The organism is Paenibacillus jepli (genome assembly GCF_047238105.1).
Taxonomy (GTDB): Bacteria; Bacillota; Bacilli; order Paenibacillales; family Paenibacillaceae; genus Paenibacillus_D.
On the sequence record NZ_JBDFMD010000001.1, the window covers coordinates 2,823,192 to 2,843,455 of the forward strand.

The 20,264-nt window shown below is 55.1% G+C and carries 12 protein-coding genes; 3 read left to right on the forward strand and 9 right to left on the reverse strand.

The window, feature by feature from the left end; genetic code table 11:
* Positions 1-14: 14 nt before the first annotated feature.
* On the forward strand, positions 15-1,556 hold the full coding sequence (locus ABC336_RS12540) for a DUF2961 domain-containing protein (protein ID WP_413238966.1): 1,542 nt from the start codon (positions 15-17) through the stop codon (positions 1,554-1,556).
* A 45-nt stretch (positions 1,557-1,601) separates the two neighbouring features.
* Positions 1,602-3,842: a helix-turn-helix domain-containing protein gene (locus tag ABC336_RS12545; RefSeq protein ID WP_413238967.1), complete on the forward strand. Its 2,241-nt coding sequence runs from the start codon at positions 1,602-1,604 to the stop codon at positions 3,840-3,842.
* Positions 3,843-3,850: 8 nt separating this feature from the next.
* Here ABC336_RS12545 and ABC336_RS12550 read toward each other — a convergent pair whose 3' ends face one another.
* From ABC336_RS12550 to ABC336_RS12570, 5 genes are all read right to left on the reverse strand, one after another.
* Positions 3,851-4,576, reverse strand: a complete 726-nt coding sequence (locus ABC336_RS12550) for a Fic family protein (protein ID WP_413238968.1) — start codon at positions 4,574-4,576, stop codon at positions 3,851-3,853.
* A 130-nt stretch (positions 4,577-4,706) separates the two neighbouring features.
* Positions 4,707-7,814, reverse strand: a complete 3,108-nt coding sequence (locus tag ABC336_RS12555) for a rhamnogalacturonan lyase family protein (protein WP_413238969.1) — start codon at positions 7,812-7,814, stop codon at positions 4,707-4,709.
* A gap of 40 nt (positions 7,815-7,854) precedes the next feature.
* Positions 7,855-9,918, reverse strand: coding sequence for an Ig-like domain-containing protein (locus ABC336_RS12560; RefSeq protein ID WP_413238970.1), 2,064 nt, complete (start codon positions 9,916-9,918; stop codon positions 7,855-7,857).
* A 511-nt stretch (positions 9,919-10,429) separates the two neighbouring features.
* A complete protein-coding gene (locus ABC336_RS12565; RefSeq protein ID WP_413238971.1) occupies positions 10,430-14,137 on the reverse strand; it encodes an S-layer homology domain-containing protein in 3,708 nt (1,235 codons plus the stop codon).
* 157 nt (positions 14,138-14,294) lie between these two features.
* On the reverse strand, positions 14,295-15,977 hold the full coding sequence (locus ABC336_RS12570; RefSeq protein ID WP_413238972.1) for a sensor domain-containing protein: 1,683 nt from the start codon (positions 15,975-15,977) through the stop codon (positions 14,295-14,297).
* Positions 15,978-16,326: 349 nt separating this feature from the next.
* Between ABC336_RS12570 and ABC336_RS12575 the strand changes: the two genes are divergently transcribed.
* A complete protein-coding gene (locus ABC336_RS12575; RefSeq protein ID WP_413238973.1) occupies positions 16,327-16,521 on the forward strand; it encodes a hypothetical protein in 195 nt (64 codons plus the stop codon).
* A gap of 89 nt (positions 16,522-16,610) precedes the next feature.
* Here the strand turns inward: ABC336_RS12575 and ABC336_RS12580 are convergent, their stop codons facing one another.
* The 4 genes from ABC336_RS12580 to ABC336_RS12595 form a co-directional block, all read right to left on the reverse strand.
* Positions 16,611-19,031, reverse strand: coding sequence for a DEAD/DEAH box helicase family protein (locus ABC336_RS12580; RefSeq protein ID WP_413238974.1), 2,421 nt, complete (start codon positions 19,029-19,031; stop codon positions 16,611-16,613).
* Complete coding sequence (locus tag ABC336_RS12585) at positions 19,015-19,341, reverse strand: hypothetical protein (protein ID WP_413238975.1); 327 nt, start codon at positions 19,339-19,341, stop codon at positions 19,015-19,017. Before ABC336_RS12585 ends, ABC336_RS12580 begins: the two co-directional genes overlap by 17 nt.
* A gap of 163 nt (positions 19,342-19,504) precedes the next feature.
* Entirely contained in the window at positions 19,505-19,966 is a 462-nt protein-coding gene (locus ABC336_RS12590) for a type II toxin-antitoxin system VapC family toxin (protein ID WP_413238976.1), read from the reverse strand.
* The gene (locus ABC336_RS12595) at positions 19,963-20,244 is read right to left on the reverse strand and encodes a hypothetical protein (RefSeq protein ID WP_413238977.1); all 282 of its coding nucleotides are present in this window, start codon (positions 20,242-20,244) and stop codon (positions 19,963-19,965) included. Before ABC336_RS12595 ends, ABC336_RS12590 begins: the two co-directional genes overlap by 4 nt.
* Positions 20,245-20,264: the final 20 nt, after the last annotated feature.

Here is a 20,264-nt window from a genome sequence, read left to right on the forward strand (position 1 = left end):
GAGGCGTTGCACGAATGGATCAACCGAAAGATATCGCTACCTTTTTAGAACGGCTGGAGCAGCCGCATGACCACTATCTCTCTACTTTTGAAGGCGAGCGCTCCGTCATGGATTCGAGCCTGAATCAACGGATGGGGCCCCGGGACTGCAACTACTTCCTCCGTACCGAGCGCGAAGCAGATACCACCTGGAAGGTTCTGGTGGATTATAGCGGCCCGGGCTGCATCACCCGCTTTTTCATGGCTGGCGAGGCCCGGGGCGACGGACGGCTGGAGATCTATCTGGACGATGAGCCCGCGCCGCGCATACAGACCACTCTCGATCGCTTCTTCAGCGGTCAAGAGTGGCCTTTCCTCAAGCCGCTCGTCATGGACCGGGAGGATTCCAGCGAGGGGAGAGTCAGCTATGTGCCGATTCCCTTCAGCCGCCGCTGCATCATCCGCTCGGATTCGGAATCTCCGAATTTCTACTGGCAGATCAACGCGTTGCTCTATCCGCCGACCACTGCCGTCCAGAGCTATACAGGCGATGCCGACGCACGGACGTCGCAGGCCCTGCAAGAGGTCATCTCCCGTTGGAGGCAGCAGCCTGCCCTGCCCGGCGCGCCTGCCGCAGATCATCACTCGCTGCCTCCCGGAGAGGAATCGGACATCTATCTGACCGGGGACGCCGGGCATATCAAGCAATGGGGCATCGACACCGGCGCACTGGGCCGCGAGGTGCTGGAGCAGCTCTGGCTCCGCATGTATTGGGATCAGCAGCCGCAGGCTGCCGTCGAGGCGCCCTTCCTGCACTTTTTCTGCCAGGGCACCAAGGACCGGGATTACCAGTCCTTGCTATTCAGCCGGGAGGGGAGCCGCTGGATGAGTCATGTGAGGATGCCCTTCACCGGCGGAGCCCGGATCACGATCGAGAACCGCTCCGGGCAGACCATCCCCGTGCAGACCTGGGTGAAGGCGACCTTGGAGCCGCATCAGGAGAAGCTGCGCTTTTATTGCCAGTACGCCGAGCAAGAGCTGCTTTACGGTACGTTGTACACGATGCTGGACCGCCGTGGAAGCGGCCGGCTCATCGGCATGAATCAGGTAACCGCCCAGATCGGAGAGACGCGCAGCGTCGCCAACTTCAACCAAGAGGGCAATGAATACATCTATGTGGATCACGATCATGATCCGTCCTGGCTCGGCACCGGGACGGAGGATCATTTCAATTGCGCTTACTATTACCGCAGAGGGGAAGTCAGCACGCCGACACACGGATGCCTGGATCTGCATTGCACCTCGGACCAGGTATACGAGGGGACCACGGCCGCGACGATTATCCCCGACTCCCGCGGTCTCGTATCCGCCTATCGCTTCTACGTCCTCGACGCCGTGCCCTACAGGCAGCGGATCCGTCTCTTCCAGGAGGCGGGCTGTCCCAAGAAAGGGGCGCTTGGCGGCATCAACGGCAAGGAGCGGCTTCACTATCAATGGACGTTATACGGGTACGAGGAGACGGCGACGGCTTCCTCGGCAAGCAGCAGCGCGGCTGCCGGGCAGGATCTCACGATCTGACACTTGCGGCACTTGCAGACAGCGGATCATACGGGAGGAATAAACATGGGCAATCACACCTATTACCGTTGGCTCTTATCCTACATGCCTATCTTTATTATCATCATCTCCGGTTTGATCCTGGTGTCCGTCCTGAGCATGAATGAAATCTCCAAGCGGCAGACCGAGCAGGCGAACCAGATCTACGCCAGGCATGTGCTCGACACGATCGACACCTCGCTGAGGCTGATCGAGCAGGTCACCGTCAAAGAGCTGATGACCGATGAGGCGCTGGCCGGCTTCTATCGTCCCCAACCGTCCAATGTGCTCCTGGAGTACGAAGCGTCGCAGCGCATCAACGCGCTCATCATCACGATGCCGCAGATCGACTCGATCTATCTGTACCGGTATGCCGATCAGGCGGTGCTAACGCAGGAAGCGATGGTGCCGTTGTCGAGCTTCGCCGACCGCGACTTCCTGCTCCGTCATGAGCAGTCCCCTGTCGCCAAGCCTTGGACCGATCAGCGCGTATACAAGGGCTTTGCTGCCGACAGAGAGAAGATGGTCGTCTCGCTCGTCCGCAACGTCCCTCTCATCGAAGGCAATCGCGGGGTGTTCGTGGTCAACGTCAGCATCCACGCGATCAACCGCATGTACCTGGACTATGTCGGATCGGATATTAGCGAGGCAGAGCTGGTCGATGAGAACGGCCGGCTCTTCTTCGCTCCGCATCACCCTACCATCTCGGAGCGTTTCCCTGCGGTGCCGTTCCTGAGCGAGCACACTTCGCCCTATACAGGCTGGACGATCTACAGCGGCATCACAAGCTTGCCCATGCTGCACTTCTTCTCCTACGTCTCCTGGAAGTGGCTCTTCTTCGGCTGCCTCATCGTGCTCTTGGGCATCCTCGGCATGATCTGGGTAACTCGCGGCAACTACCTGCCTATTCTGGCGATCAGCAACCGCGTGACCAGCTACGCCCAGCGTACCGGCCAGACGCTGGGCGTTCGAAGCCGCGGCGAGCTGGATTTCATCGAATCGGCGCTGGATGTCATCATCGAGCGCTCCAATCAGTTCGAAGTCCAGCATAAGGAAGATCTCATCTTACGCAAGCGCCATTTCTTCCATACCCTCACGGAAGGGGAGACGCTCATCCGTCCGGACGAGTGGAGCGCCGAGATGGCGCGGCTAAGCCTGCCGGACCGCTTCTCGCATGCGATCGTGGCGATCGCGGAGATCGACAGCTACTCGCAGTTTGCGATGCACTACAATCCCCGCGACCAATACTTGCTGAAGTTCGCGCTCTCCAACGTCATCTCGGAGCAGGCGGCGCTGGCCGGGATCACGGGCTGGTGCGAGTGGACGGCCGCCGAGCAGCTCGGCATCATGTTCATGGCCGAGGAGCATCTGGCTGAGCCCGAGCTGAACCATGTCGTGCTGAACGTATGCGAAGCCGCCCGCACCTGGATTGTGACGCATCTTCAATTCACCGTCACCTTTGCGATCGGCGACCCGGTCAGCGAGCCCGGTCAGCTCTCCCTCTCCTACGGGGCTGCCCAAGCGGCGCTGCAATACAAATCCACCCTTGGCAACAACCGCGTCATCCAGAGCGGGCAGCTTCCGAAGAGCATGGAGCAGAGCGTGTTTGATCAGCTCCAGCATGTCCGCACCATTACGGAGCATTACCGTCTGGGCGAGGAGACGTGGCGGGAGCTGTATCTGCTCTGGATCGCGTCGCTGCAGGAGGCTTCCTTGTCCCGGGACGAGCTCATTAATCTCTTTAATTATTTTTCCTTTCAGCTGTACAAGGAGATCGGCGGATTGCCTCAGGAGTTTCAGCAGATGTGGAAGAAGGATGCGATGCGCCAGTTCAATGACATGCTTGAGCGGTTTGAGCTGCTGCAGGATCTGGCCGATGCCTGGCTCGCCCACTTGAACGAGCAATGGCGGTCGCTGCAAAATTATCGGGAAAACCGCAAGAATCATCGTCTCATTCATCAGGTCAAAGACTACATCGAGCTGCATTATCAGGACTCGAACTTATCTTTGCAGCAGCTAAGCGAAGTTTTCTCTATCCATCTCAAGAGCCTGAGCCGCCTCTTCAAAGAAGAGTTCGGCGAGACCTTCATCGAGTATGTCACCCGCGTCCGGATGGAGCAGGCCGCCCGGCTGCTGGTGGAGAGCGATCTTCCGGTCGCTGACATCGCGGTGAAGATGGGCTATCTGCAGTCCAATTCGTTCATCCGCGTGTTCAAGAAAAATATGGGGGTCACCCCGGGCGACTACCGCAGGCAGTCACGGCCGTAGCACGGCGGTTACCCCAGTTTCAAGTACCAGTCTAGTGTCTTATCGAGCGATTGGGAAACCAACTGGATAAACGGAAGCGTATCACCCGTTGTGTGAGCCCGGTCAAGCGCAGCATAGTACTCGGCTCGATCTTCTTTCTCAATGACAATCGGCGGGTAGCCATTTTTCATCAGTTCAAAATTGAGCAGCAATCGGGCAGTTCTTCCATTGCCATCTACAAAGGGATGAATCTTCACAAAATCAACGTGCAGCCGCGCCGCCCGCTCTATGGGATGAACGTCCGTTTGCCAGATCTCATAGGACTGGATAAGCTGTTCCATCTCATCTGCAACATGAACGAAATCAGGCGGGAGATGCGTCGCACCGCTTATGATCACATTCTCCCTCCTGTACGTGCCTGCGTACTCGTCGTGGATGTGCTTTAGAATGAGCCGGTGGATGTTCTTGATCTGCCATTCGGACAATGGCTCCCGGCGACTCACGATCTCTTCTACGTACAAAATAGCTTCTTTATGGTTAATTGCCTCTAGATGCTCTTTGATGGTCTTCCCGCCAACGGTTATTCCCTCTAACGCGACCTTCGTCTCCGATAGCGTAAGGGTGTTGCCTTCGATAGCGTTGGAATGGTACGTCCAATTGATAATCATATGCTCGCGAATACTGCGTAATGTATGCACCGGCAACGGTCTCTTCTGATCCAGAAGCGTTTTCTTTTCATCGATTTCCAAGAACATACCAGGCTCACTCCGATCAGAAAAGGGGATTAGGTCAATTATACACCAGAACGAGTATTTGATAACCTCTATACGATTCTAAACAGCCTCCCAGCGATGCCGGGAGGCTGTTTGCTACAAATAAAGCGTCTTACAAGTCCAATCCAAGATCAAGGACAAGGTTCAGCATCCGCGTAATGAGCGTCACCGACTGTGCCCGCGTAGCGGTATCATTGGGAGCGAACCTATCGCTGCCCACCCCGTTCACGATGCCGGCCTGACTAAGCTGGGCGATATACGATGCAGCCCAGTGGCCGCTAATATCGGAGAATGTGGACGCTTGGTCCGCCGGGCTGCTATCCAAGAGCCGCGTCAGAATAGCGGTCATCTCGGCGCGGGTAATCTCCTGATTCGGACTGAATGCGCCGTCGCCTGTACCATTCACGACACCTGCACGGGACAAAGCGCCGATCTCGGCATTCGCCCAGTGCCCAGCCGTGTCGGAGAAGGATCCCGTCTCCCCTGTCGTGTCCATGCCCACCGTACGCACGATCATCGCTGCGAACTCAGCCCGCGTGACCGGATGCGAGCCTTTGAACTCGCCACCTGGCATCCCCACGACAATGCCGAGCTGCGAGGCGTAGCCGATGGCTTGGGCTGCCCAGTGCGTCGCCGGAACGTCAGGGAAGCGGACCGGTTGATTCGCTTGCAGCGCTTGCAGGATCGCCGCCCTCAGCTGCTCCGCATCTGTGATCGCACCTTTCAGTACCGGCTTCGCTGGAGCTGGCGTCTCTCCCCCCGCTCCCGGATCTGTCCCCGTCTCCTCATCCGTCGGCACATCGTCCGGGTCCTCCGGTGTTGCCGGATCCGTCGGCGTCACCGGCGGCGGATAATAGATCGGCGGATTCGCCGCCCGCGTCGTCACCGTCACCTTCAGCTCTGCAGGCTCGCCTGCGCTGAACATGAAGGTTAAGACGTCGCCATCGGCCAGGGTCGCCAGGTAACTGCTCTTGATGGTGATCGTCTGCCGGCCGTTCGCCGTTGCCTCACCAACGCTATAATCTGTGTCAGCGAGTGCTGCATTATCTTTCCTGATGCCAGTGAGCGTGTTGCCGTTCAAGATCGCCGTCACCGTTATGTCAGCCGGGGCATTCGTGTAGTACGTTGCCGTAGCTGCCGAGAGCGTACTGTTCCCGGTGTAGTACAGATTCGGCACAGGCAGCTGCATCGCCTGGACGTCCTCGCGGATGTCTTCGCCCAGGTAGAAGCCCGGGTGCGCCGGCTGGTTGTACATCGAGTTCTGCAGATTCACTGCCATACGATACGTCGGATCATGCATCAGCGTGTAGATGACATGCGCTGTCGAGATATCCGTCGTATAGATCCGCAAGGCATTGTTGTCGCTGGTGCGGACCAGCACCTCATCCCGCCAATCGCCGAAGATGTCTGCGATCAGCCCCGGGTTGGCCTTGGTCCCGTTATTGGAGTACGTCCCGGTCAAGGTCTGCAGCGTCTCCAGTTCGCTCTCGCCGGTCACGACATCATATTGGAACTTCGTGATGGATGGCGCCTCGGTGGAGTTGTAATTATCCGGCCCGTCGAAGAACTCGCTCAGCAGATCCCCATCCCAATACAGGATGAAGTTGACCGGCGCCTTGTTCGCCTGGCCGATGCCGCCAACATCGGCAGTGATCATCTCGCCGCTCACCATATTGTACATCGGCGTCTGGATGGCCCACATCTCGAAGCCTGGCAGCGGCGTGACATTGGCCGCTACGCCGCGACCGACATCGCCGACATTGGCCGAGTACGTCCACACAGGCTCGCCTGTGGAACCGCGGACGAGGGTAACATTGTTCGGCGGTCCATATTCATGCGGCTGGAACACATAGATCTCATCGCTGCCCGGCACCATCGCCCCTACATGCAGCGCGTCGCCGTGGCCCGCAGCGATCGTCCCCCGGGTGCCGTTGCCGCTCCACACGATCGTCCCGTCCTGGTCCAGTGTGATCGGGCCCAGCACCACCTCGCTGTAGCCATCATGATCCACATCGGCCACCTTCAGGTTATGATTGCCCTGGTTGCTGCCGGCATTCCAGTCCGCCAGTGCAAATGTCCACACTTCCTCGATCTCACCGTCGAGCCACTGATAAGCCGCTACAAAATGCGGACCATAGTGACCGCGCACCTCGATCACTGTCGGATACGGCTCGGCGCCGGGTACGCCATGCTTCGGCATATAGGCTACCGCGCCGTTGAAGCGGTCGCTGCGGTTATTGTTGTTGTCGCCCCAGTTGGGGGTGATGTTGTACGGTGCAAAGTACGGGACCGTATCCAGCGGCTCGCCTGTGGCTCCGTCAAAGACCGTGAAGGTCTCCGGGCCGGACGCCACGCGGCCCAGCGCCGTATTGTTGATCTGGTTGCCATTGGCCGGGTTCTGCAGACCGCCTACCCAGACCGCATCGCGGTTGCCGAGTACCCAAGCCGGCTCATCGGTCAGGTCATCGATGGTGCCGTCGGCCCTCGGCAGGTACCCTCTCGTTCCGTCGGCCGTCTTCACCGCGAATTCGGCCTTGCCGTTCTGGTCCAGATCATAGAAGTTGAACGCACTGTGATGCGCACTGGAGACGATATTGATCCCCAGATTGATCCGCCAGAGCAGCTCGCCTTCCAGCGTATACAGATCGAAGATCGTCTCGCCGGTATGCCGGTTCGTCAGGCCCGGGTCCTGTGCCTGCGACGGGTACCATTTGACGAGGATCTCATACTGGCCGTCCCCGTCTACATCCGCTACAGACATGTCGTTCGCGGTATAAGTGATCGGCTCCGCACTCGCAGTCGCGCCATAAGCAAGCGCCGGGTTCGGACGATCGGCCGGCCGCTGCAGCGGGATGTCCACATAATTGTGCGCCCATGCCTCTGCCGGCTTGCTCCGGGCGCCGGTGCTTACCGTCTCTACCACGTAGCTGTCTCCCGCCTCCCCGTCTGCGTCGATATAGTTAAGCTTGGCGATCGGCGCAGCGTTGACCTTCTCGCCATTCCGGTATACGTCGAAGGTTAACCCCTGACGGTATTCGGAAGCGAGCAGACGCCAGGTGACCAGGATGCCCTGGCCGCTGTTCTCCGGAATCGCCACGACGCCTCTGTCCAGCCACTCCATCGAGTAGGGCTCGGAGGTGACCGGCGTCTTGTGGCGGTTCTCGATATACAGCTTCGCTTCGACGGCCATCCGGTTGACGGCTACGCCAGGCGTGCTCACGATGGTTCCTTGGTAGGAAAATACGCCTTGCTTGTCCGGGTCATAGACCCGCCAGTGCTGGCCGGGACCACGGGGTCTCGGTCAACTCCCAGGTGATGCCTACCGTCTCCGTACTGCCGCCTGCCACCTTCACGTCGATCGTCTCCGGCAGGCCCAGTCCTGCTTCATCGGCAACATCCCCGATATATACGATCTTCATCCAGCTCTGCCACGTGTTGCTGTCCGCCGCAGCCGGTCGCTCCGGCAAGAAGTCATAGGGCAGCACCTCCGTGATCGTGTCTGGCGCCAGCGGCTGCGTGAAGAAATACAGGTTGTCGATGCCGTTGTCTTCCACGTTGATGTTATTGCCGCCCGCGCGCTCGCCGGTGAGCACGAAGGAGCTGATCTGGCTCCCTGCAAATGGGATCGTCAGCACCGACGGCTCCGCCCCGGCCTGATCTCTCGGCACAAGGGATACTGTGGCTGTCATCGTGTCGAAGTCCAATGCAACGCCTACCGTGTACCAGGTATTCACTTGGTTGTACGTAAACGCATGGTACCGCTCCGTGTTCCAGAAATGGTCCGGTTCAGGCCCCGTCGGTCCCGGCAACGGGCCTGCAAACGCGCCAATCGTCCTTTGGCCGTTGTAAGTGCCCGTCCGCAAACTGAGCAGCACCTGGGCACCGTCCTGGAAGCTGAGGTTAAACGTATTTTGCTGGGTGGTCACCGCCGGCACCTTCCAGTCGAAATGAACGTAGACCTTGCTGCCGAACACCGGCTCCGGCAGATGCCCCTGGCCGCCGCGATTGCCTGAGCCGGAGGCGTCGAACCGGAAATAGTGATTGGTCTGCGGCGCATCTTCTCTGGCAAGCGAATGGTATGTGCCGCCGGCGAATATCCAGAGCGGGGCGGCAGCGTCACCGGCAAAGTTGCTCCCGAACTGCTGCGTGTATCCTTCCGCCAGCAGGGCGGAGAAATCCGGCATCGGCTCCGTCGCGGCCGGGACGTAGGACACCTCGATCGGCACGCTGTCCACAATCGTATCGTCCATATTGGATACCGCCAACAGCTCGGTCTGACCTGCGCCAACCCCTGTTACCGTCACGCTGTGATCCGGGTTCACCTCTATCGTCGCGATGCTGTCATCAGCGATCGACCAAGTGAACGTCCGGTCAGCTGCATTGACAGGCATCACTACCGCGCTGAAGGCAGCGGAATGCCGCTCGGCAAGCGAGCCTGCGCCATATTCCAGAGCTGCGGAGGCCGGAGAGATCGTGATGTCGCTCGGGGAGATGATCGGCTTCACGCCGCCGGAGTCGGCAGCCTGGATGAGGATATTGTCCACGCGCATCCCGTAGGCGCTCTCATCCCAAATCACATCGGGGACCGCGTTGAACCTGGCCCAGTTCTGCCCGCTGGCCCGGCTCGCGCCGATGCTCAGGCTGGTCAGCTGATCGGAGCCCAGGGCGATGGGCTGCGGCGACTGATAGCTGAGGGCATGGCCATCAGTCAGGCTGATGGAGGCTTCTTGCATCAGCAGATCCACGCTGATCGTCGCCGACAGCCGGGTCAGGCGCGGCACCCCGGTTAACGCGGTCGTGGCGGAGCCGACAGCCGGCGCATTGGCGGCAGTCATATTGCCGCTGTAATAGGAGATTGTCGCCGGTGCGTCGGCCCCCGTCCCGCCGCCGGCCGTCCGAAGCGTCAGGACTTGATCCGCACCGTCGTTCAGACGGACATCCAGCGAGTTGGCGCCCGGACGGGTGATGTCCACCCACCAGTCGAACGACACCTCCACCTGGTCTTGTCCGGCGAGGTCATAGTCGCCGCTATCCAGCGGAAGCGTCCACCAATAGCTGGCTTGTCCTTCCGATGGCGGATGTACACGCAGCACGTTGGAATCGAATGCCGCTACCGCGATCGAGCCGGGGCCTGCAGTGGCCGGAGCGCCGCTAACCGTCCCCGTCAGCTCGCCATCCTCGAAGTCCAAGAGATCGCCGACCGGGGTCAGAGCGACAGGCGTAGTACCGCCGACTTCCTCTCCCCACGCCGCCAGCGGCACCAGCATCCATGCCATGGAGACGGTGAGAAGTACCGATATGTACTTCTTTAATCTTCTCTTCATTCATTTCACTCCTCATAGCCATGATTAGAACCCAAGAGTTGCCAGTCCAGCCGCTGCATGCTCATTCTCCGGTAACCCTACATTTTTTAAACGCTTTCATTTTACGATGAAGCGCTTTCTATTTTCCGCTCACCTCACTTCTCTGCAGGGTAGTCGTCCGAATGTAGATGTGTGTACACTGGCAAGGATGTGTCTGCATTGTAATCCATCGCCAACTTCTCCGTAAATCATGGCTATTGATTGTTCTGGTCAGATTTGATCATGGATCAATATTGACCGTTTTGAGCAATTGTGAAGGCCATGGGCCTCTATGTCGGCCTGAGCATCACAGAGGTGAGGATAAGGCCGTCGTTTCGGGCAATGAGCGCCTTGCAAAATAGTGCAACTTAGTTATTGAGTAGGAAGAGCTGCACGCAAAATCCACAACCTTGGCGGTTGTGGATCTGCATGGTGGAAGCAAACTGCGGCGATGCAAACCACAATTCGACTTCCTTGCTATGAACAATCCTACTTATTGCGCAAGCACGGTATCCATCAAGCGAATAATCATCGTCACTGCCTCAGCGCGAGAGGCAGCATCATTCGGTTTGAACAAGCCGTTGCCCATGCCGTTTACGATACCAGCAGCTGCAAAAGCATGGATCTGCTCAGAAGCCCAGCTCGTAACGGTATCCGAGAACAGATCAGATGTGCCAGGCACATAGTTCGTCAGTCGAGCAAGCATGGCAACCATCTCCGCGCGGGTGATCTCTTGGTACGGACGGAAGGAGCCGTCCTCATATCCCGTGACTACCCCATTGGCCCTTAATGCGCCTATCGCTCCGGAAGCCCAATGCCCTTGCGTGTCAGAGAAGGAAGAGCCGCTTGGATTCGTCAGACCAAACGCTCTGGTCAGCATCGCGGCAAACTCAGCACGGTTTACCTTTTCTTTAGGGCGGTAGGTACCGTCGCTGTACCCTGTCACAATACCCATCTTAGCTGCACGTTCTACTACGGAAGCACTCCACGAAGAGGCAAGAACATCCGTAAAGCTTATTCCGGGAGCAGATGTCTCTTTTTGCATGATCCCCTTCACCACGTTGGCATCCACCTTCTCGTTGAAGACAGGCTTCGCAGGCGTCGGCCCCGGGGCTGGTGTCGGTGTCGGCTCCGGTGTTGGTCCCGGTGTTGCTTCCGGGTCCGGGGTTGGCTCCGGCTCCGGTTCTGGTGTTGGGACCGGTAATGGATTTGGCGTTGGATTCGGCGTTGGTGTTGGCTCATTTTTTGTCGGTTTCACGATAGAAAACTCATCGATCATGTCACCAGTTATCGTACGCGCTTCAATATGAATCTTGTTCTCCGTAATTTCGATCGCAGAGTATACAGGGATATTCTCATCAAACAGATAACTCAGATACGGATAATGGTCCCCATCATAGAATTTCCAGCCCGAGGATCCACCGTTTAGGTATACCGTACCCTCATTTGTAGCTTTATTGGGTTTGCCCTCTTGCATCGGGTAGGTGCGCGCATACACATGATCATGGCCGACTAGAACCAGATCCACGCTCTTCTCTTCCAGGATGGGGGCAAAATACGTTTGCGTATACTCCACAATGTGTCCCCGGCCTTTTTCTGTATGGTAGGCGGGACGATGGAACATAGCGACTGTCCACTTTGCCTCGCTTTGATCCAGGTCTTGTTGCAACCAGGCGGCTTGTTCTATCATTTGCTCCCGTGTACCTTCGGAGTTCAATACGACAAAATGCGTATCCTTCACATCAAAAGAATAAGCATATTGCAGTTGCGATTCTGGTCCGTTCATCGGGAAGTTCGCGCCCTTGGTGAATACGTCTTTCCCTTCGCTCTTCACATCATGATTACCCAAGGCGAGCGCAGATGGGAGGGATGTGGCATAGATCGAAGAAGCTTGCCAGAACTGCAGCCATTCTTCGAATGCACCGCCCGTATCCACCATATCTCCGCCATGCATAATAAACTGGGTCGATGGGTAGTGTGTCAGAGCGTTGGTCATCAGCTCTTGATAGGTTTGCAATCCTTGTAATTCAGTCGTATGAGAATCCGTAACAAATAAGAAGGAGGTCGGTGTTGAGCTGTCCTGAGCCAGTGTTGCATAGTCATGCCACTCTGACCAATGGTCCCCATAGCCTACACGATATTTATAAGTCGTGCCCGCCTTCAAGCCCCGGATCAACGCCTTATGGAACCGGATCTCGCCACGGGTGCCTTTTTCCTTCATGCTGAGCACTTGAAGCTCACTGTCCGCTTGCTGCTGTTTTACATTCGCAGTATTCGGGCTTTCTTCTGTTCCCCACTCGCTTGCTTCAATGTACTCCATCGCCGTAACGGCTTGATCTGATTTGGTATGCCAGGCCACACTGAGTTGAGAAGACATATCTTCGGTCACATAAGTCTGAATATGGGCAGGCATCTCTGTACCGTATTGCTCTACGACTTCATAATGGACAACCTTACTGTTCTGATCCCCGTAGACGGCTTGAACTTGATAGGTGCCAAGGGCCAAAGTAGCCAAGTGTGTCGTTAACTGCCCGTTGGGATCTGTCTTGCCCAGGCTGTCACTCAGCAGCTGACGATTAACATCGGCTTCCGAGATATAGCCTGTCGTGCGGCCATCTGCAAGGATGACCTCGAATAATCCATCCTTCGCTTCCGCTGATGCATAATAACGATCACCCGCTGTGGCAACCGCCAATACAGGAGAAGATGTATTCTTATCCGGATATACATTCGTCGCCGCAGCGGTAACTGTAATGACCGACTGTTGCTTCAATCCCCCCGTGAACACAATATCCGCCCCTGCAAAAGGTCTGCCCTCATGATCCCATACAGTAAATGTCGAAGGCGTACCCAAACCGACTCCCGTCATCGTCAGACGATAGGGAAATCCGATGGTATAGTGGATAGGAGCAGCTAATGGCGAGCTAAGCTGCACTTCATTTGCCGAGAGGCTCGTATCGCTCATGGTTATGGTCTTGTACGCTTCACCGCGCGCTAATACAGCATGAGGATTCACTCTAAAGTTCACCGCAACCTCATGGGCTACCGCTGACACGCCGTCAAGTACTACCTGAACACTCCCATTCTCATTATCAACAACGGAAGTCGCAGCAACGCCCGCCGCCTCAGTCAAGCTTTCAACTTGCAGAGTATCGGGATCATAGTGCAAGGTAAATGAAGCCTCATCTGCACTAGCGTAATCTTGGATCCCCACTCGAACAGCGTAGATTTCATTGCTTACGGCTTCCTCTTCAGCAGTCATGAACAAACGCTCGCCTGCATCGATGATGAATGCGTACGTTTTTCCTGCCGGGTTGCCGTTGTTATCTCTCACTGTGATAGTGAGCTCATGGTAACCGCCATCCACATATCGTCCGGGATAGGTGAGGAGATGAGTATCCGGCGAGTAACTCGCTTGATCCGTAATATCCGTGCCGTCCAAAAGAACAGACAAGGTACTCATATCCAGGCCCGATCCCATATCTGACAGTTCAATCTGCAGTTGTTCCAGCGGAGCGCTTAACACTTCATTTTCCACTGGAGCAATGGGTGTAATGGCGGGCACTTCTCTATCCTCGTCCATTTCCTCATAGATAAAGATAATGTCATCTACCCATAGCGAACCCTTATTTTTCTTGCTCATATCCGATTGTTTCAGTTGAAAGAACAATTCCAGGACAATCGGGACCGGTTTTCCCTGCGGAACATCGGCCTCGATATATTTCCAGCCTTGCCAGTCGATCCCCTGCTGGGTTTCATCGTAAAATTCGGCTTGAAAAGAAGATCCGCTGTGATCTCTAAATTTTGTCGTTAGCAGATGTCCTTCATTGTTCCCATACACCCACATGCCTACTTTAATAGGGTAGCCTGTAACCGGGATTCGTCCCGCCTGATATCCCACTTCAATCTGGGAGGGGTTATCGACAATGCCGATCATATCGTAATCGATCCGAGCCGAGTATTGTCCATTTCTTACATACGCCTTGTTATCTTCCAAGTGAAGCGTAGCGTCATACATCCGTTTAGGATTAAAGTTCACATGGGAGATGCCCGCTTCAAAATCTTCAATCATCAAGTACGGCGCAGCTTCACCGGCCGCATAAACCACAGGCTTGGGGCCAAACCCTGTGAACAGCCCTCCGCCCAGCAATGTGATCGTGGATAAGAGTAGTACGAGCTTGCGAAATACGATGCCCTTCATTGCATTGCCTTCTTTCCCTAGTAAATTATAGATCTAAGAAGTACTATAGCAATGCAATGTAAATTTAAAACATCTTCAATGTTAAGTAATCATGAACAGCGATAGCTCGGTCCCCCGGATGCCCGCAAAGGCGATCAGGGTACGAGAAAGCAGATCATCAAGCTTTGTCGGCCATCCAATCTTCCAATGCCTTCGGAGGAAGCGGCTTGCTAAACAGATACCCCTGCCCCTTTAAACACTGCATCCCTTTAAGGAGATTCACTTGTTCTGTTGTCTCTATGCCTTCTGCAACAATCGTCAGATCTATGTTGTTCGCGATCTCAATGATCGATCGGATAATAGCGATGTCCGTTGGACTTTCCGTCATCTCCCGGATGAAGGATTGATCAATCTTCAAGGCATCGATCGGCAAGCGCTTCACAAAGGATAAGGATGAGAAGCCTGTGCCAAAATCGTCAAGCGCCAGTTTAATTCCAAGCTGCTTGAGCTCGTTCAAGACAGGTATGATTTTCTCATAATTCTCCATGACGCTTTCTGTGATTTCAAGCATGACTTGATCCGGATCGATCCGGCACTCTTCTAACCTGTGGTTGATAAAGGCGACAAGACCCTTGTCATGGCTAAGCTGACGTTGGGACACATTAATCGACACTCCCAGGGGGGAACCTGCCTCACGCCATACACCAGCTTGATTTATTGCCTCCTTAATTACCCATCTGCCTATAGTTGTGATGATCCCCGTTTCTTCAGCGATCGGTATGAACTCCGCCGGGGAGACCGGGCCCAGCTTCGGATGGTTCCACCGCAGCAACGCCTCAACCGCCACTGCTTGGCTGCTCTCAAGATTCAGGATAGGCTGATAGTGAAGCGCAAGCTGTCCATGGCGCACCGCTTTTTTCAGTTCAACCTCTACGTATGCTTTCCTTTCCAAGGCCGCCTTCATCTCGTCGTTGATCCATTTATAATCATTTTTCCCCGACATTTTGACCTCGTACATCGCTGTATCAGCCAGGCTGATCAGTCCTTCCAGCTCCTCATGATCATCCGGATAACCACTGATCCCTATACTGATGGTAATATTGATCTCGATCTCCGAGACATAAAATGGTGTGCCCATCTTCTCGAGTAGAGCAGCAGCCATCTGATGTACCTCGGATCGTTCCATTTGCAGCAATGCGATGAATTCGTCCCCGCCCAGATGAAATACCGTCAACGTATCATGTGCAACAGCAGCTAAACGTTCGGCAACCTGCACAAGCAGCAGATCGCCCACCTCATGACCAAAGGAATCGTTTACATTTTTGAAACGGTCGACATCGATAAACAGCACAAAAAAGGGGACTTTCCCGATCATCAGCTCTGCCATCTTATGCTTTAGACTCCGGCGATTAGGAAGGCTCGTGACTTCATTGGTGAGTGCCAGACGCTTTATTTTGTCTTCCGACTGTTTTTGTTCCGTGATGTCCCGGACAACACAAAACACCTTCTTGCTTCCTCTGATCTGGGACAGCACCAGCTCTTGGCTGAATGTTGTCCCGTCTTTTCGGACACCTTCCGCCTCTCCCCGCCAATAGCCGTCTCTTCTAAGCGCAGGGACAGCAACGCTTGTCAGATGATCAATGGTCGGCTCGGAATAACAAGTGCTCCAGTGAGCATCCAACAGTTCACTTTGCGTATATCCATACATCTTGACATGGGAATGATTTACGTATTCGAACAATCCCGCTTCATTCGTTATCCCTATGCCGTCCATGGTCGAATCAAGCCCGTAGGAATATTGGATGAGATGAACCTTGGTCGTCCCCAATTCCTTCTTCACAAGAATATAATGATCGATCATCCTCCCAAGAAACCAAGCCAAGCATAGGTTGAGCAGAAGTATTAGCATCCTTAAAACCGTGGCTTCATGAACCAAGAGCATATGCAATCCATTCACGATGAATATCGTCAAACAGAAAATGATCGTCACTTTATATCTCATATGTATTCACCTTTCTGTGCCGACAACGGATGATGATAATAGTAGATGAATGGGATACTGGCTACATTTTCCTCGTGCATCTCTTAATTTCGACGTGAGGTTTTATATTCCTTTAGTGCGCTTATAAATTGAGATCAATTGCAAAGCAAATAGAGGTATTTGACTTCAGTGCATTGGAGAACTGACGAGGAATACGTACAGGGCAACGATGCGCACCCGGGCCGGCCTCATCATCCGCAATGCCAGCACGCTCACGATCGCCATCAGCTTCGGCGGCATCGGCATTGCCACGATCGTCTCCGGCTTTTTCAGCGCCACAGTGTTCTTCGCCTTGATGGGCTGCCTGCTGTTTATGTTGGTTGTGTTCTATGTGCTGTGGATTTATTATGCGAGGAAGCTTTGATGGGGCGGGGCTAAGAAGGATGGTGCAGGAAAACCAACAGCAACCGGCTTGGGCTGGACGCTGTTGGTTACGAATATATCAAGCCTTATTCATCGTTCGCCGCGTCGCTCGAAATGAACATGGAGACGGTACAAGCAGATCTCCAGCGTCCATGCATGCAGCCGTTCCATCTCCTCTGCCTCTGGAGCGATCCGGAGCGAGAACATGCCGTCCTCGAATGCGGTCATGCTGCCTTTGGCCGAGCCCCACATCGTCATCGGCATCTTGGCGACCAGCCCGCTGACGCCCTTCTCCTGATAGTCCCATAGCTTCCGATGCTCCTGGTCCGAGAAGTCGATCCGTTTGCGGTATTCCTTGTCCGTCAGATAATGATGGAAGAACGGCGCCACATCCTGAGGTGTGACTGGGTCTGTCCAACCCTGCGATCCCCGCTCCAGCATATAGAGAAGGACGATCATCTTGTAGCTTTTGTTCATCCGCGTACTCTCGACGTCCCGGAGCCACGGCTCATATTTCTGGAACAACTCCACCTCAGCCGGATTTAAGCAATCAGCAGCATAGAGAAGCCCCGGATAAGAGCCGAACTCGCTGCGGTAGGCATGGCTCTCCGATTGCCCATGCAGGTGAAGCTCGAGGTACGACGGCATCCGGCCCAGCTCGCGCTTCAATTCCATAAACGAGTGGATCAGCTGCTCCCGGCGCGGCATCCGCTTGCGGCTCAGCTCTTGGAGCAGATCGACGACCCGCGTATCCAGGTCGATGCTGCAGCCTGCCGGCACGGATGGGAGGATTGCGGCCTTCTTGCCGCCCTCCTTACTCTCCGATAGCAGACTGAGCTTGTTGTCCGCATTGCGGTAGTTGCCGATGAGGTCGATGATGACGCAGTGTGTCTTGCTGTCTGCCAGCCTTAGGCCGCGGCCGATCTGCTGCGTGAACACCGTCAGCGATTCGGTAGGCCGTACGAACAGCAGCGTGTCCACACTCGGGATGTCCACCCCTTCATTAAACAGATCCACCGTGAAGATGACTTCCAGCTCGCCCTCGGCCAGCTGCCGGATCGCCTCCTGTCTGGTGATGCCCACCGTCCCGGAATGCAAGCTTAACGAACGGACGCCCTGTTCCTCAAAATACGAAGCTAAGAAATTCGCCTGCCGGATCGACGAACAGAATCCGATCGTCCGCGTCTGCTTATGTCGCTCCCACGCTCTGAAGATCTGCTCCGCCTGACTCTCTCTCAGTTGGACAGCGGCGAGCTGCTCATCGTCATACCTTGTCCCCATCCACCGGATCTGCGTGTAGTCCGTCTCATCGAATATGCCGTAATACTGAAACGGCGACAGCCAGCCGCGCCGGATCGCGTCGATAAATCGGATCTGATACGCGACATTGCCGTCACAGATCGCATACACATCCTTGCCATCCATCCTGTCCGGCGTCGCTGTGATGCCGAGCAGGAACTGGGGGCGGAAGTAGTCCATGACCGATTGGTACGACGCCGCGGCGGCGTGATGGAACTCGTCTACGACGATCAAGTCGAAGCTGTCCGGCGCAAAAGCCTCGCGATGTCTTTTCCTGCCCAGCGTATAGATGGAGGCAAAGACATTGTCCGCTTCCCCTTCCTTCTGCTGACCATTGTAGATCCCGCATGACCGCTCCGGCATCACATGCTGGAACGAGCGCTGTGCCTGGTGCAGGATCTCTTCCCGGTGGGCGATGAACAGGATGCGTTTGAAGCGTTGACCGAAAAATCCAGCCAGATAGGTCTTGCCGAGTCCCGTGGCCATGACGACCATCGCTCTCGTATACTCCTCGTCCAGCGTACGCTCCAGCTCTTCCAGCGCTGCCTGTTGAGCAGGCCGCGGCTGCAGCGTCGTCTTGGCTTCTTGCGGCGCAGCGCCATCTGCCGGCCCATCGTCGAACACCTGGTACTCGGCTTCCTCCATGTCCGTGATTTGCCGGAGCAGTTCAGGATTCCGCTCGTGGTGCTGCTCGTATTCGTCCTCGTACAAGGCGATAGTATCGGCATTGAGAGGCAGGGTAGAGTCATGATAAAAGTTCTTCATGAACTTCTCGATAGCCACCTGAAACGTGTAGGGCTCAGCCTCAGCGTTCATCGCAAGGTTCCACTCCACACCCATACGCATCGCGGACAACGAGAAATTGGAGGAGCCCACGATGAAGAGCCCCTCCCCGTTATCATAGTCGAACAGGTATGCCTTGGGATGAAACGACACCCCCGCACTCCGCCAAAGCCGGGCCTCCAGCCGTTCATCGATCGCGATCAGAGAGCGCAGCCCTTCGGGCTGGGTGATGAATAGGTAGTCCCCGGCAAGCATCCGGACCTCGGCCCCGTTATCCAGCGCCCGCTTCAGATGCGGGGCCAGCAGCCGGACCCCGGAATGCATGACGAACGACGTCATGATATAGATCCCCGACGCCTGCTGCATCCCCGCGATCAGCTCATCCGCCAGGTTCTCCGTGATCAGCTTAACCTTACGATTCGTCGACATCGATCAGATACACCTTGTCCTTGAACCCCCCGCGCGCTTCCGCTTTTTGCTGGCGAATATACTCAAGTTGTTCCCAGTTGGAGCCGTGCACCTCCGCCAATGAGCGTATAACCTCTAGAATGTCGGCGAGTTCCTCCAACGATTCTCCGGCGTTGTCTGCTGCCAGGTATTCGTTGGTTTCTTCACGGAGCTTTGTTTGGAGTTCTTGGAGATATTCGTCGTCGCTTAAGATCCGCGTGCGGCTAGTCTTCCCGGTCGCTTCGATGATCTGTGGGATCTTGTCGCGTACTAGTTTGTTGTAGGTTGGCAATGGGTTCACTCCTTTTCTTCCAACATGTGCTATCAAATAGTATAGCAAAAATCCACTACCTGCTGCGGTAGTGGATTTACATAGTGGAGGCGAGGGGATTTGAACCCCTGTCCCGCAATTTTCTCCACGTTTCCCTGTATTCCGTCTAATCCCGGGCCTAATATTATTGGGTATTCAAGTAATGTCGCAGCTCTTCTTGATCTTGAACAGGATTCAGATATTTTAGCCCAAAGACCTCAGCTACTTGCTTAAAATCTTTATCATTATTGCTGACCAATACAGAAGCCGTCGTTAATGCTGTCGCCGCTATTAGTGCATCAGGCAGTTTGATTTTCTTCCTATACTCATAATCCAGTCTTGAGCGTATTTCAGCGGCTTTTCTTGCAATCGTCCGATCCACATCGAGCACTTGGTCAGAATCGTCGACAAATTCCTCTATACCTCGCCGCAATTCACGATTAACATGATTTTCCCTTACTGATAGCAACTCTGCCTCCGTAATTGTGGACAACAACAACTCGTGAACAGCATCCTCACCATATAACTGTTGCAGAAAATGGACTACAGGCGGATACTGCCTAAAGTAATAAATACAGATGTTCGTATCTAACAGAAAGCTGCTCACAAGCAGCTCCCCTCCCGGTCATCTTCACCGTCCCTTTCAGCAATCGCTTGGAACTCTTTTTTTACCGAGTCAGGCGCATTTTTCAAGATGCCCGCTGTTTTCTCCAACATTCTCATCCGACGCGCTTTCTTTGCCCTTTGATCCGTATTATTGCTTTTTTCCAAGCGAATCACCATCCCGTGATCAATCTCATCAATCTGCATATTCACATACTCATGTGAGTCAATTAGTTTTTGGAATTCCGGTACGAACAGTGAATGATCGTTAATTTGCTTCATTAGGAAAATCACCTCACAAC

Bases quoted from the DNA above. Each gene is read 5' to 3' on its own strand.
- ABC336_RS12540 (WP_413238966.1), top strand. From the start codon at position 15: ATGGATCAACCGAAAGATATCGCTACCTTTTTAGAACGGCTGGAGCAG.
- ABC336_RS12570 (WP_413238972.1), bottom strand. From the start codon at position 15,977: ATGATCGATCATTATATTCTTGTGAAGAAGGAATTGGGGACGACCAAG.
- ABC336_RS12580 (WP_413238974.1), bottom strand. From the start codon at position 19,031: ATGTCGACGAATCGTAAGGTTAAGCTGATCACGGAGAACCTGGCGGAT.
- ABC336_RS12545 (WP_413238967.1), top strand. From the start codon at position 1,602: ATGGGCAATCACACCTATTACCGTTGGCTCTTATCCTACATGCCTATC.
- ABC336_RS12550 (WP_413238968.1), bottom strand. From the start codon at position 4,576: ATGTTCTTGGAAATCGATGAAAAGAAAACGCTTCTGGATCAGAAGAGA.
- ABC336_RS12575 (WP_413238973.1), top strand. From the start codon at position 16,327: ATGCGCACCCGGGCCGGCCTCATCATCCGCAATGCCAGCACGCTCACG.
- ABC336_RS12560 (WP_413238970.1), bottom strand. From the start codon at position 9,918: ATGAAGAGAAGATTAAAGAAGTACATATCGGTACTTCTCACCGTCTCC.
- ABC336_RS12565 (WP_413238971.1), bottom strand. From the start codon at position 14,137: ATGAAGGGCATCGTATTTCGCAAGCTCGTACTACTCTTATCCACGATC.
- ABC336_RS12595 (WP_413238977.1), bottom strand. From the start codon at position 20,244: ATGAAGCAAATTAACGATCATTCACTGTTCGTACCGGAATTCCAAAAA.